The sequence below is a fragment of the Colwellia sp. RSH04 genome (assembly GCF_003545765.1).
Taxonomy (GTDB): Bacteria; Pseudomonadota; Gammaproteobacteria; order Enterobacterales; family Alteromonadaceae; genus Colwellia.
Genome location: NZ_QXIO01000003.1, coordinates 71,935 through 85,292, shown reverse-complemented (window position 1 = coordinate 85,292; position 13,358 = coordinate 71,935). Strand labels below are relative to the sequence as shown.

Below are 13,358 nucleotides of genomic sequence, written 5' to 3'. Positions count from 1 at the left end.
TATCGTTCGCTATGAATAGCGCTAATTATTTAAGTAATAAGGTCTTTTATAGCCAAATATACTGTCGTCAAACATTTCTTGTGTGCCAATAGCTGATTGCTTTCCATCTAGACCTTTGATGATGAACTGTATCATGAAACCACTATCAAATTCATCGCGGTTTTCATTTATGAAGTCTTCATCATCCAGATTTGAATTAATATGACGGTGATATGCCAAACGTACTGCCCAGCAACAACTTTCATATTGAAAACCAGCATAGCTTTCTAAGCTACGATCTTGCTTTAAATCTTGCGTTAATCGACCAACAAAAGCCCACTCTGTATTAATGGCCACACTCGTTAGTAAAGAAACTTGTTCTAAACTATTACCTGAGACATTACGAGTATATCGATGGTTCAATTGAACTGTATTATATTTGTTAAATTGATAGTCTAAATTCATTTGCCCTTTGTTGGTAAAACTTTCTTCAGTATTATATTGAATATCTCCACTTACTTGCCATTGATGGTTAATACGATAAAATAAATCTGCTGCTAATGAAGACTTTTGGTTCTCGAGAGAAAAGTTATTGTCAACAAGAAGGCTATCCATTGGTGTCTCGTTTGAGTTTATATATTGAATTCGACCTAGGCTGATTCTAAATACTTCAAGGTTAGAATCATCCAATACGCGGCTAGTGACACCCCACGTATATTGATTTGCTCCAGCGATGCGATCTAAACCACTGAATCGACGGTCTCTAAATAAACCATTGTAATCGTCTTGAAGGTTTGTTGTATCGTATAAGCCAATGTTACTTTGGTCTTCATCAGGTATATATAAATATTGCAATTGAGGCTCAAAAGTATGCCGGTAATTGTTGCCAAAAGCCGTTATTTGTCTATCAAAGTTTATCCCACCATGAAAGCGGACTTTAGGTAATGTACGTTGTACTGTTTCTTCAAGTTCACTGTTTAATTGAATATTATCTTGCTGATAATAGGTATGCATTAGTTTAACTTCAGAGTTAATAAACCAAGCAGGTGTGGAAATAGGGAATAATATGCCTGCTTCTACATGGTACCTATTCGCTTCAACTTGTGCTTTTTTGGCCGATTGAAAACTAGTCAACTCAGAGTACAGTTCAAGTTGTCCTGCTAAAAAGTTTAGCGGTTGTTGAGCTGCAACTTCTATGTGCGGTAATGTTTTATAACTTGGTGTGTGATTACCCAAAACCTCAAAATCTTGAATTTTCAATGTGGTTTGCCATTGCTCACCAAAATACGCTAATTCACCTACTTGATATAAATAGGCATCATTTGAGTTATATTGCCTACTACCAATGTCAACTAAGTAGTTATCATCACTCATGGTTGTGTAATCAATGTAAGCTCTGAAACCATCAGAAAAACTGCCTATGTGTTGAAAACGCGCTAAATAACGTGGATCATTATTATTCTTTAAAGCTTTATCTTTATTGAGATACTCTAAGTCAATCTGCCCTTGTTGATCACCCCATAAATACCTGAACTCCGATTGCAGCTGTAAACCACGTTTTGACATATAATGAGGGGTTATCGTTGCATCTAAGTTTTCTGCAATGTTCCAATAAAAAGGTGTTTCTACTTCAAGCCCTGAGTTGCTGGAGCTTTTAATTTTAGGGTAAAGAAAACCAGTGGTTCGCTTTTGAGAAACAGGGAATGAAAAATAAGGAATGTATAAAATCGGTACATCTAACACTCTAAATTGAGCATGGTAAGCTTCACCGAAATCGCCTGTAGCTGAAAGATTTATTTCACTGGCTTTAATTTGCCAATCAGGCGTTTCATCAAGACAAGTGGTAAAGGTTGAGTCAATTAAATTTAATTGACCATCTGTCGAAATAAATAGTTTCGCAGCACTACCGTGACCAGGGTTACCATCTAGCTGATACGAGGCGGCGGTCATTAGTGTCGATTTTTGCGCTTTACTGGCATTTAATGTATTGGCAAAAATATTGATATTATTGCTTTGATAATGAATGTCGCCTAAAGCATCTAGTTGCATTGATAAACGGTTAAAAGCTAATTCATCGGCGATAATTTTTTGATTTTTATCAATAAGGGTTACGCCACCACTAAAAGCTGTTATTTGATCTTTTTCGATACTGGCATAGGTTGAAAAAATATAGATACTGTCATCTGTAACGTCTGGTGTATTTGCAGCAATTTCAGCGAATTCAGGAATAGGGCAGTTCATTGGCCTCGTTTCAGGGCCTTCACTTTTTATGCTGTCATTATTTGCCTGCACCTTGCTCATTGGCACTAGCGCCAAAAAGAGGCTGAAAATAAAAACTATTTGAGGGGGAAAAAGCATTTAATGTCCGAAAAAATTGAAAATTATTATTATTTGATTTGTTTATCGCGATGAATCAAGTATTTTAACGGCTAATTGCTTTATGATATAGCACTTTTTTTATTGATGCTAACATCTGCGTTATCAAATATTTCATTTTAGCTTTAAGGGTTTGTTAATTCTATGCGTATATGGGGAAAAATATTAGGGTTTATCTTTGGTTTTATGCTGAGTAAAACTATTATCGGGGCATTAGTTGGTACTTGGCTAGGCCATTTGTTTGATAAAGGTAGAGGCTTTGATTTCAATGGTGTTGACGGAGGAAGAGAAGATGAAGTCTCTCGTCAAGCAGCGTTTTTCTATACGACCTTTTCCGTCATGGGAAATGTCGCCAAAGCGAAAGGTCAAGTTACAAGTCATGAAATAGCATTTGCAAGTGCGTATATGACAAAGCTGGGGTTAACCCATGAGTTAAAACAGCAAGCACAAGATGCATTTCGTGAAGGTAAATCGACAAGTTTTCCCTTAAAAGAGCGATTAAGAAAATTTAAACGGTTAATGGGTAACCGCCATGACTTGTTACTAATGTTCTTAGAAATACAAATACAAGTTGCCTTTTCTGACGGAGAGCTTGATGCCCAAGAGCGAACAGTTCTGCATACCATAGCGAAACACTTAGGTTATTCAGCTAGAGAGTTAGACAATTTATTAGAAATGATCATTGCCGGTGCAGCCTTTCATCAACAAGGCGGGTATCAACAATATCAAGGTGGCCAAGGGGTTAAAAGTGAACAGCAAATTGGTCATGCTTATAAAGTGTTAGGTGTTGATAAAAATACACCAATGAAAGACATCAAAAAAGCCTATAAGAAATTGATGTCTCAACATCATCCTGACAAGTTAATCGCAAAAGGACTTCCTCCTGAAATGATGGAAAGTGCTAAAGAAAAAGCACAAGATATTCAAGCGGCTTATGATGTTATTGTGAAGCAATCTAAGTAACCTCAAGCAGTAAGCTTAGTTTATCTACATTCGGTTAATTACCAACCTACGGCTTTTAACCAACTGCGAATTTGGCTTAAGAGTTCAGTCTCAGGATAATAGCCAGTGACGGTATTATTTAACTGTCTTTGGCGGTAATAAACTTTCATTTCTTGTTCTGCAATAGATTTTCTTTGCTTTGCATAAGTAATTGTTTGCGGATGATCATTTTTTAAGAGTAAATCTAACACCGGATATTCACTCATGGCGAGTTGTTCGGCGAAGAGTTTATTTTCTTTAAACGCAAATTCTGCGCTTGTATCAACATAACTACTTAACAAAATTACAGCATTGGCAGGTTCATAGTTTTCTTGATTAAAAAGATCGACTAATAGTGTGCTATGCATTCCTTGACTAATTATGATCACTATACCGGGATATTCCTTCGCTTTATTCATAACCGCTTGTATAAGTGAACTAAAACCTTCTTTATATGTCTTGATTGCTTTTTTATTCGCCTCGACTTTTTCACTTGTTTTGATAGCGACAGACGGGTAATTATCAGGTTTATTATTAGGCTGAATAGATATGGTCGTCCAACCATGATCTGGCAAAGTGTTTGCTAAAAAATTAATTGCTTTTGGGTTGGTAGCACCTTGTTGCCAATCGGGAAGTAAAATGGCTACGCCTTTGCTATTTGCATTAGTGTAGTTTTTAACTAGCGTAACGTACTCTGTTGGCCCTACAAGTAAGGGTGAGATATGTTCTTTTGCCAAGTAATGCTTTAAATCTTGTTTCTGAAGTGTCGACGTTTTTATTGGCATAGGTTGCTTGATTGCATTTTTTTCTGCCGAACTGATATTTTCTGAAGTAGAGGATGCTTTGTTCTGTTCATTTTCTTTTTGAGATGCTTGTTGTTGAGTCGTTTGTTCTGACTTTTGTGCATCCTGTTGCTGTGCCATCGTCATCAAAGGCATAAAAGATAATAGCGAGATAAAGAATATATGATTGAATTGCACAGATAATCCTACTAACGGTGGTTGATTAGCGTTTTATTCGCTTGTTATGACGATGCTAAGTAATAAACGTGGTATTCGTTGTTTTACTGAGTTTTTATCGGCGAGTAAAGCGAAAAGATTAATTATACTAAGTGAATTAATGAAATGAACTCTTAGCGTTTAGCTTGATAAAACCACTGTGACTTGTTTAAGAGAATGAGCAAGCAGCGCTAAATTCAATCACTTCATTGCTTACAGGGTGATATATAGTGAGTTTTTGCGCATGTAATTGTAATCTATTACTTGCCTTTAATGCCTCTTCATGGGCATAAAGCCTATCTCCTAAAATAGGATGGCCTAATGCCAACATGTGAACACGAAGCTGATGAGAGCGTCCTGTTACCGGTGTTAATTCTACTAAGGTTGTTTCAGGCTCTTCTGATAGCACTTGATAGTGCGTTAATGAAGGTTTGCCTGAGTCAAAATCAACCTTTTGCTTCGGCCGATTAGGCCAATCACAAATCAGCGGTAAATCAACACTCCCTTGCGATTCTTTTAACTGACCATATACACGGGCAATATAACGTTTACTGGTTTTTCGTTTCTCAAATTGCTGGCTTATTGCAACATGGGCTTTCTTATTTAAGGCCAGTAAAATAATGCCAGAAGTAGCCATGTCGAGTCGATGAACGATTGTGGCGGTAGGCAGCACTCTTTGTACTCTGTGTTGTAAACAATCTTGGTGCTCAGGTAATCGTCCCGGTACAGACAACAAACCACTGGCTTTATTTACAACAACAATATCATCATCTTGATAAATGATATCAAGATATGGTGACATTGGTGGTTGATATATAAAATCAGGGTTTGCAGCCATGGATTTATTACTTTTTTTGTTGTTAGTGAGTCACTACTATCATGCGAATAGCTTCAAAGGTAAGCTGAGCGTGCTCAATGTAATGAGTAAGCTCTTCTTGCTGATGCACAATAAAATCTAATTCTGCTTGTCGAACACTTGGGTTAATCGCTTTTAATGCGGTTAATCGTTGGTGCTCTTGGCTTAATTTATCTTGCATACTTGCTAGGGCTTTTACTTGTACTTCGCTGATATTTTTTTCAGCATGTGCTTCAGCCTTTGTGACTAACGGACCAATTTGCGATTTTAGCGCTTTAATTAACTGTAATGCCATTTGTTTTTTCACTGGCGCTAACTGTTTATCAAGAACGGCCTCACTGACTTTGTCTGCAAGGTTATTGCCTTTTTTATCGACCAAAATACGAATTGGTGTGGTTGGTAAATAGCGATTTAACTGTAAATGTGCAGGTGCAGTGGCTTCAACAGTAAATAAGCACTCAAGGAAGAAAGTCCCGACAGGTAAGGCTTCATTTTTTAATAAACCGATACTCGCGTTACCTATTTCATCGCTAAGTACGAGGTCCATAACGCCACGTACCATTGGGTGATCCCAAGTTAATAATTGATAGTTTTCATTAACTAAAGCGGTTTCACGATTAAAGGTAATTGTTGTGCCATCTTCTGGTAAACAAGGAAAATTACTATTGAGCATATGTTCACTTTGATTTAAGGCAATAGCATTATCAGCTTTATCGTCTTGTTGCACACCAAAAACATCTAAGGCTTGGAACATAAACTGCGGTAGATCAATTTGTTGATCTACGTTGGCAATTTTATCGACTAATTCATGAGAACGACCTTGACCAGAAGAGTTAAGCTCAAGTAGCTTATCACGACCCGATTCTAGTTCAGTTTTAACGGCTAAATGCTTTTGCCAGCTATCGGTAATAAGTTGCTCGGTGCTTGTTGAGTTTTGTTCTCCACTGAGAGCAAGAGCCAATAACTGCTTACCGAAAGCTTCATATACCACTCGACCCGTAATACAAGTATGTTCAAATGCTTGCATACCTTGATGATACCAATCAAACAGTAATGCTTGCGCTGAATTTTCAAAATAAGGCACATGTAAACGAATTTCTTGCGTTTGACCGATACGATCAAGGCGACCTATACGCTGTTCTAGTAGGTCAGGGTTACTTGGTAAATCGAATAACACTAGATGATGGGCAAACTGAAAGTTTCGACCTTCACTACCAATTTCAGAACATAGCAACAATTGCGCACTGTCTTCGTCTTGGGCAAAATAAGCAGCAGCTCTGTCTCGCTCAAAAATAGATAGACCTTCATGGAAAACCGCTGCACGAATACCTTCTTTAACGCGCAATGCCGCTTCTAAATCAATGGCTGTTTGTGCATGAGCACAAATCACTAAGACTTTTTCTTTGTTTAGTGATTGTAGTAAATCAATTAAGTAATTAACCCGCGGATCAAAGTCAGTCCAAAAATCAGTTTGATGGTCTAAACCAAACAGTATTTCAGGGGTAAACACGGTTTTTGCTTGCTTAGAATTAATCAGTGATTCTGGGCAATCACTTAGCATAAATTCATTAATGCTTTCTTGGTACTGCTCAGGCATAGTGAGCGGTGCAGGAACAAGGTGTCTTGCAGGAAAGCCTTTAATAGTATTGCGAGAATTACGAAACAGAATTCTGCCAGTACCGTGACGATCTAATAACTGGCTAAGTAATTGTTTTCTTGCTGATGTCTGTGCCTTTTCATCTGTTGCGTTTAATTGAGCCAGCAGCTCTGAAATATCAGACTCTTTTAATAATTGTATTAACGTTGATTCTTGATCATCCGCTAGCTTTTCGCCTTCAACTAAGGCATTGGCTGCATCGGCAACTTCGCTATAGTGAGACTCTTCCTCAGTAAATTTTTCATAATCGAAGAAACGATCAGAGTCGAGTAAACGTAATCGAGCAAAATGACTTTCATGGCCTAGTTGATCAGGTGTTGCTGTGAGTAATAACACGCCTGGTATTACTTGCGCTAATTGTTCAACACATTGATATTCAAGGCTTGGGTTACCCTGTTCCCAGTTAAGGTGATGTGCTTCATCAACCACCATTAAATCCCAATCTTCGCTAATTAATGCATCATACCATTCTGGGTTATCGGTGATAAAACCTAAATTTACCAGTACTAATTGTTCGGTACTAAAAGGGTTAGTTTGTTCGCTTTCATCACCAGCGGTTTCAACACAACGGTCTGCATCGAATATACTGAATTTTAAATTAAAACGTCGCAGCATTTCGACTAACCATTGGTGCATTAATGATTCAGGTACAATAATTAACACACGCTTTGCTCGACCCGTAACAAGTTGTTGGTGAATAATAAGGCCAGCTTCAATGGTTTTACCTAAACCGACTTCATCGGCAAGTAATACTCGAGGAGCAAATCGATTACCAACTTCATCGGCAATATATAACTGATGAGGGATTAAGCTAACGCGACCACCTGTTAAACCTACTAAATCTGACTGTTGTTGCTGAAATTGATGCTCTAAGCAGTCTTTACGAAGTCTAAACCAGTCTAATCGATCTACTTGGCTATTGAGTAATCTATCGTGCGGTTTATTAAATTTTATAAAGTGATCTATCATCACCTCTTTTAAAGCGACTTCTTCTGAGTTGTCTTGTCGAATACCTTGATAAGTGAGTAGCCCATTATCTTCCGTTGCACTTTCAACTTTTAGCATCCAACCTTCGTGGCTTGGAATAAAGTCGCCTTTATTAAAAATAACGCGTGTTAATGGTGCATTTTCTTTAGCATATTGGCGAGACTCACCCGTTGCAGTAAACATTATATTGACAAAACGGTGTTCAACACCTGTTACGGTACCTAAACCTTGATCTGATTCACTGTCACTAATCCAACGTTGACCGGGTTGAAATGGCATAGAAAGTTCTCTCCAACTGCTTAAAAATGGCTAACTAGAATCCCTTAATAATTCAGGGATAAAAAAGGGGCGCTATAGTACTCTTAATCATAGAAGTGATCATTAAAAAAATAACTAAAATCACTAAAAAATCTACTTGCTAGTTCATAATTTTACTGGCACTGTGAAGGAGAGCAAATTAGAAAAGAGTGGGTGATCGAGATATTTTTAATTATTTTTAATTATCTTTGATTGAATAACTCAAGCAATAATTTGTAATAAGCTATAATTAACATGGCGTTAAAAGAAAAGCTTATTTTCTCAATGTGTTTATTTTTTTGTATCGGTTTTGTCAGTTAATCATGGAGATTGCTTATGGCTGAGAAGAATATGAATAATGAAAAAGCGACACCAAGTACTTCACTCGAACAACCTATTATCTACCTTTTAGATACCAATATCTTACTTCATGAACCGTTTGCCTTTTTATCATTTAAAGAGCATGACGTGGTTGTGCCAATGACGGTACTCGAAGAATTAGATTCAATAAAAGATAGGCGCAAAGATGTTTCAAGAGATGCTCGTGTAGCTATTCGTGCACTTGAAGATACCTTATCAAATGCGAGTCCAGAAGAAGTTTTAGCAGGGGTGAAGTTACCACAAAATGATGAACAGCACCCGAGCGGGTGTTTATCTATTATCAATGATTATTCATTGGAACAGACAGCGAATACCTTGTCTTTTAATGAAAATGATAACCGTATTATTAATGCTGCACTGCATATCCAGAAAAAAAATCCTAACAAAAAGATAGTGTTAGTGACAAAAGATATAAATATGCGCCTTAAGGCCAAAGGTGCAGGGTTGGCGCATGTTGAAGATTATCGAACCGACCAATTGATTGATGATATTAAATTTTTAACGAAAGGTTACCATCAATTTGAAGGTGATTTTTGGCAACAAGTCAGTGCATGCGAAAGCGAAACAGAAGGTAGACAAACCTCTCATATTATTGATAAATCTACTTTGCCTCTTACTTACATTAATGAATACCTTATCGATGAAACAGAACATTTTGCAGCAAAAGTCACGGGTTTTGATGATGAAAAAATATCAATGCTAGATTTAAGTTATGAGCGTTTAATGGGGAAAAATGCGTGGGGTATTCATCCAAAAAATATTTATCAAGGCATGGCCATGGATGCCTTGTTAGATCCCAATATTGAACTCGTTATTCTTACAGGGCCTGCAGGGTGTGGTAAAACACTACTCGCTTTAGCGACAGCATTAGAGCAAGTGATAGAGCGAGGGCTGTATGACAAAATTATTGTTACACGCAGCACCCCTGAAATAGCTGAATCTATCGGCTTCTTACCAGGCACCGAAGAAGAAAAAATGGCACCTTGGCTTGCTGCTATTACTGACTCATTAGAAGTGTTGCATTCTCAAGATGAAAATATGAATGGTAGCCTTGATTATATAATGGAAAAAGCGAACATTCAGTTTAAGTCTGTTAACTTTATGCGTGGGCGCAGTATTCAAAACGCACTTGTGCTACTCGACGAATGTCAAAATCTGACCGCATCTCAATTAAAAACGATAATTACCCGTTGTGGTGAAGGAACGAAATTAATTTGTAGTGGTAATCTTGCGCAAATTGATAGTAATTACTTAACCGCAGTAACCTCTGGTTTAACTTATATTGTTGAAAGGTTTAAAGACTTCCCAGGTAGTTCTACTATTAATCTCAATGGTGTGGTAAGAAGCCGACTTGCTTCATTTGCTGAGGAAAACTTGTAACGACAATAAGCTAAGTTAACGCTTAAGTAGTTTATCTATTGAATCTTAATTGTAACTGATCTGAATAGTTAACTTCAGGTCAGTTTATTTCCTTTACTTCTTTATCTGCAAATCAATGAGTTACTCTTATTAGTGAGTCATTATCAAATAACTATATTATTGATTTTTATTACTGTTACGTTCTATTTTTCGTAATTCTATAAGGTTTTTATTTATATAGATCAATAAAGTGAATGATAAGTCTTTAATTATCGAGATTAGACTTTTTTCCTATGTTACCTCAGCAAAAAATAGCCTACAGTGGTAAACAACCACGGAGGTTTATTAGAAGAAATGAAATCGTCTTTATTAAATTTCTTACAAGCTTGTTTAAACAGTTTGCGAGATTTATTACCTATAGTTTTTGTAGTGGCCTTTTTTCAACTTGCTGTTTTGCAGCAACCTCTGCCTGACTTTTTTAATATTCTCCTCGGGCTATTGCTTGTCGTTTTAGGGCTAACCTTTTTTATTATTGGCCTTGAAATGAGCCTGTTTCCTATTGGTGAAACCATGGCTCATGCGTTAGCTAAAAAAGGCAGTATTTTTTGGTTAATGACTTTTGCTTTTTGTTTAGGCTTTGGTACTACAGTCGCAGAACCCGCTTTAATTGCGGTGGCAGATGAAGCGGCCGAAGTTGCTGCTGAAGCTGGCCTTATCCTCGCTAATGTGGAAGCTAAGGAAGGATATGCTTCAGGGTTAAGGTATACCGTGGCATTTTCTGTCGGTTTTGCCATTGTATTAGGCGTATTACGCATTATTAAAGGCTGGCCAATACATCGCATTATTATCTCTGGTTACGTTTTAGTGATAACCATTACCTTTTTTGCTCCGAAAGAAATTATTGGTATAGCGTATGATTCAGGTGGTGTTACGACCTCGACTATTACAGTGCCTTTAGTCACCGCTTTAGGTGTTGGCTTATCTTCGTCAATTAAAGGACGAAACCCTATGATTGATGGCTTTGGCTTAATCGCATTTGCCTCACTAACACCGATGATTTTCGTTATGATTTACGGCATAGTGACAGGAGGGTAAATGATTGAATTAATAAGCCAGTTTTTAAAGACCTTCGCTGATACATTTTACGATGTTATTCCTATCATCACGATTTTTTTAGCCTTTCAATTTATTGTTATTCGAAAGCCTTTAGGTAACCCTGTTAAATTAGGGATTGGCTTTTTCTATGTATTGTTAGGGCTAACTCTTTTTTTGATGGGGCTTGAAAAGGCTCTTTTCCCGCTTGGTGAACTTATGGCATCTCAATTAACCAGTGCCGAATTTATTTATGACACCGCAAGTTATAGCGAGATTCATTGGTCAGATTTTTATTGGGTTTATATTTTTGCTTTTGCCATTGGTTTTAGTACCACTATTGCTGAACCCTCATTAATGGCTGTGGCGATAAAAGCCCATGAAGTTTCTGGTGGGGCGATACATCCTTGGGGATTAAGGATTTCAGTTGCTTTAGGTGTCGCAATAGGGATTAGTTTAGGGGTTTATCGTATTATCGTTGGTGATCCTATTCATTATTATATTGCGACAGGGTACCTCTTTGTCATATTCCAAACGTTTAAAGCGCCTAAATTAATAGTGCCCCTTGCCTATGATTCAGGCGGTGTAACGACTTCAACAGTAACGGTGCCGCTTGTGGCAGCACTTGGGCTTGGGTTAGCGTCAACTATCCCTGGAAGAAGCCCACTTATTGATGGTTTTGGTTTAATAGCCTTTGCTAGTTTATTTCCAATGATCACTGTGATGGCATACGCACAATTAAGTCAGTGGTATGCTGATAAACAAAACAAGATAAAACAAGAAAGAGAGTAAATAATATGCACTTTAAACTTATTGTTGCTTTTGTTGATGATAGTAAAACCGATATTGTAATGAAAGCAGCGCGAGAAGCCGGCGCAACGGGAGCTACGGTAATTAACAATGCCCGTGGTGAAGGGTTAAATACCAAGAAGACTTTTTTTGGGATGAGCCTTGAAACACAGCGAGATGTACTGTTATTCGTGGTAGAAAAACACCTTTGTCGCCATATTCTTGAAACGATCGACAAAAAAGGTAAATTTGATGAAACGGCGGGTACAGGAATTGCCTTCAGTTTAGATATTGATGATGTGGTTGGTGTTAAGCATCAGGTAAGTGAATTATATAAAAAGATTGAGGATGAGCTATGAGCCATAAACTAGTACAAGTTAAAGATGTGTTAAATGATCGATTTCATGTGGTTGATGGTAAGTTAACTGCATTAGAAGCGATGAAAGTTGCACAAAAATATGGCAGTGAAGCGCTTGTGATTGAAAAGCGTCATGATCATGATGAATTTGGTTTTCTTACTCTTGCGGATATTGCTAAGCAAGTGATTAGTAAGGATAAATCACCAGAACGTGTTAATGTTTATGAAATTATGGCTAAGCCTGTTTTAGGTGTTAGGCCAGATATGGATGTGCGTTATTGTGCTCGATTATTTGAACGCTTTGGTATTTCTAAAGCTCCGGTTATCGATGGTGAAAAAGTCTTAGGCATCGTCGGTTATGAGGATATCGTACTGAAGGGCATGTATTCAGAATAATATAAGCATCTAGGGTATATGTTTTTGTAATCAAAAGTGTGTTGAAAGTTATTTTTAGTACTTGTTTTGAATAGATTCTTTTTACAAAAGAGGTATGCTACGTCGAAGTACAATAAAAAACCTTTTTTTAGAGTTTAAATATGAATAACCCAATAATTAATGATTTAAAGTGGCGCCGAACAACTAAGCGTTATGATGCAACGCGAAAAGTCTCTCAGCAAGATCTTAGTATTTTTCTTGAAGCTATACGATTATCAGCCTCTTCAATTAATTCACAGCCTTGGCGATTTATCGTCATTGAAAGTGATGAAGCAAAAGGTAGAATGGATAAAACCTTTGTTAACATGCATCATTATAACAGGCCGCATGTGTTTGATAGTTCTCATATTATTCTCTTTGCCTATAATCCTAAATATACGCGGGATGATTATGCCAAGGTGGTTGATAAAGGCATAGCAGATAAGCGAGTACTACCTGAAAATAGAGAAGGTGCTTTTGCCGTATATTCTTTCGCAGAAACAAATACCTTAGCTGATGGCGATACTAGTGCTTGGACTAAAGCACAAACCTATATAGCATTAGGAAATGCTCTTCACACCTTAGCGCGGATGAGAATTGATGCAACACCATTAGAAGGTATCGATATCACCTTAGTAAATGAAGAGTTTAAAACAGAATTAGCGGGTTACCAATGTGATGTTGCTTTGGCGATTGGCTACCACCATCCAGACGATGATTTTAATGCAAAACTACCTAAGTCACGGCTAAACTTTGAAGATGTTATCTTTAAAATTTAGTTAATAAAATAATTAGCGCGACTATAATTTCTTAGATAAATTACTGTGCAGCATC

General features: G+C 37.3%; 11 protein-coding genes. 7 read left to right on the top strand and 4 right to left on the bottom strand.

Annotated features, from left to right (window positions below; translation table 11 throughout):
• Positions 1-21: 21 nt before the first annotated feature.
• Positions 22-2,280 (bottom strand): LPS-assembly protein LptD, encoded by a 2,259-nt coding sequence (locus tag D1094_RS05980; protein ID WP_259337839.1) that lies wholly within the window; start codon positions 2,278-2,280, stop codon positions 22-24.
• A 219-nt stretch (positions 2,281-2,499) separates the two neighbouring features.
• Between D1094_RS05980 and djlA the strand changes: the two genes are divergently transcribed.
• The gene (gene djlA / locus D1094_RS05975; RefSeq protein WP_118959189.1) at positions 2,500-3,318 is read left to right on the top strand and encodes a co-chaperone DjlA; all 819 of its coding nucleotides are present in this window, start codon (positions 2,500-2,502) and stop codon (positions 3,316-3,318) included.
• A 38-nt stretch (positions 3,319-3,356) separates the two neighbouring features.
• On the opposite strand, the gene D1094_RS05970 is transcribed toward djlA, so the two are convergent.
• From D1094_RS05970 to rapA, 3 genes are all read right to left on the bottom strand, one after another.
• A complete protein-coding gene (locus D1094_RS05970; protein WP_259337838.1) occupies positions 3,357-4,316 on the bottom strand; it encodes an alpha/beta hydrolase family protein in 960 nt (319 codons plus the stop codon).
• A gap of 187 nt (positions 4,317-4,503) precedes the next feature.
• Positions 4,504-5,172 (bottom strand): bifunctional tRNA pseudouridine(32) synthase/23S rRNA pseudouridine(746) synthase RluA, encoded by a 669-nt coding sequence (gene rluA / locus D1094_RS05965; protein ID WP_259337837.1) that lies wholly within the window; start codon positions 5,170-5,172, stop codon positions 4,504-4,506.
• Between the two features lie 22 nt (positions 5,173-5,194).
• A complete protein-coding gene (rapA, locus tag D1094_RS05960; protein WP_118959188.1) occupies positions 5,195-8,113 on the bottom strand; it encodes an RNA polymerase-associated protein RapA in 2,919 nt (972 codons plus the stop codon).
• A gap of 369 nt (positions 8,114-8,482) precedes the next feature.
• Here rapA and D1094_RS05955 point away from each other — a divergent pair, with 369 nt between their 5' ends.
• The 6 genes from D1094_RS05955 to D1094_RS05930 all read left to right on the top strand — a co-directional run bounded on the left by D1094_RS05955 (position 8,483) and on the right by D1094_RS05930 (position 13,303).
• Positions 8,483-9,892 (top strand): PhoH family protein, encoded by a 1,410-nt coding sequence (locus tag D1094_RS05955; RefSeq protein ID WP_118959507.1) that lies wholly within the window; start codon positions 8,483-8,485, stop codon positions 9,890-9,892.
• Between the two features lie 333 nt (positions 9,893-10,225).
• The gene (locus tag D1094_RS05950; protein ID WP_118959187.1) at positions 10,226-10,966 is read left to right on the top strand and encodes a DUF1538 domain-containing protein; all 741 of its coding nucleotides are present in this window, start codon (positions 10,226-10,228) and stop codon (positions 10,964-10,966) included.
• Positions 10,967-11,755, top strand: coding sequence for a DUF1538 domain-containing protein (locus D1094_RS05945; RefSeq protein WP_118959186.1), 789 nt, complete (start codon positions 10,967-10,969; stop codon positions 11,753-11,755).
• A gap of 5 nt (positions 11,756-11,760) precedes the next feature.
• Complete coding sequence (locus D1094_RS05940) at positions 11,761-12,111, top strand: P-II family nitrogen regulator (protein WP_118959185.1); 351 nt, start codon at positions 11,761-11,763, stop codon at positions 12,109-12,111.
• Positions 12,108-12,506: a CBS domain-containing protein gene (locus D1094_RS05935; RefSeq protein ID WP_118959184.1), complete on the top strand. Its 399-nt coding sequence runs from the start codon at positions 12,108-12,110 to the stop codon at positions 12,504-12,506. The genes D1094_RS05940 and D1094_RS05935 overlap by 4 nt, the downstream gene beginning before the upstream one ends.
• 140 nt (positions 12,507-12,646) lie before the next feature.
• Complete coding sequence (locus D1094_RS05930) at positions 12,647-13,303, top strand: nitroreductase family protein (protein WP_118959183.1); 657 nt, start codon at positions 12,647-12,649, stop codon at positions 13,301-13,303.
• Positions 13,304-13,358: the final 55 nt, after the last annotated feature.

Bases quoted from the DNA above. Each gene is read 5' to 3' on its own strand.
- D1094_RS05980 (WP_259337839.1), bottom strand. From the start codon at position 2,280: ATGAGCAAGGTGCAGGCAAATAATGACAGCATAAAAAGTGAAGGCCCT.
- djlA (WP_118959189.1), top strand. From the start codon at position 2,500: ATGCGTATATGGGGAAAAATATTAGGGTTTATCTTTGGTTTTATGCTG.
- rluA (WP_259337837.1), bottom strand. From the start codon at position 5,172: ATGGCTGCAAACCCTGATTTTATATATCAACCACCAATGTCACCATAT.
- rapA (WP_118959188.1), bottom strand. From the start codon at position 8,113: ATGCCATTTCAACCCGGTCAACGTTGGATTAGTGACAGTGAATCAGAT.
- D1094_RS05955 (WP_118959507.1), top strand. From the start codon at position 8,483: ATGAATAATGAAAAAGCGACACCAAGTACTTCACTCGAACAACCTATT.
- D1094_RS05950 (WP_118959187.1), top strand. From the start codon at position 10,226: ATGAAATCGTCTTTATTAAATTTCTTACAAGCTTGTTTAAACAGTTTG.
- D1094_RS05945 (WP_118959186.1), top strand. From the start codon at position 10,967: ATGATTGAATTAATAAGCCAGTTTTTAAAGACCTTCGCTGATACATTT.
- D1094_RS05940 (WP_118959185.1), top strand. From the start codon at position 11,761: ATGCACTTTAAACTTATTGTTGCTTTTGTTGATGATAGTAAAACCGAT.
- D1094_RS05935 (WP_118959184.1), top strand. From the start codon at position 12,108: ATGAGCCATAAACTAGTACAAGTTAAAGATGTGTTAAATGATCGATTT.
- D1094_RS05930 (WP_118959183.1), top strand. From the start codon at position 12,647: ATGAATAACCCAATAATTAATGATTTAAAGTGGCGCCGAACAACTAAG.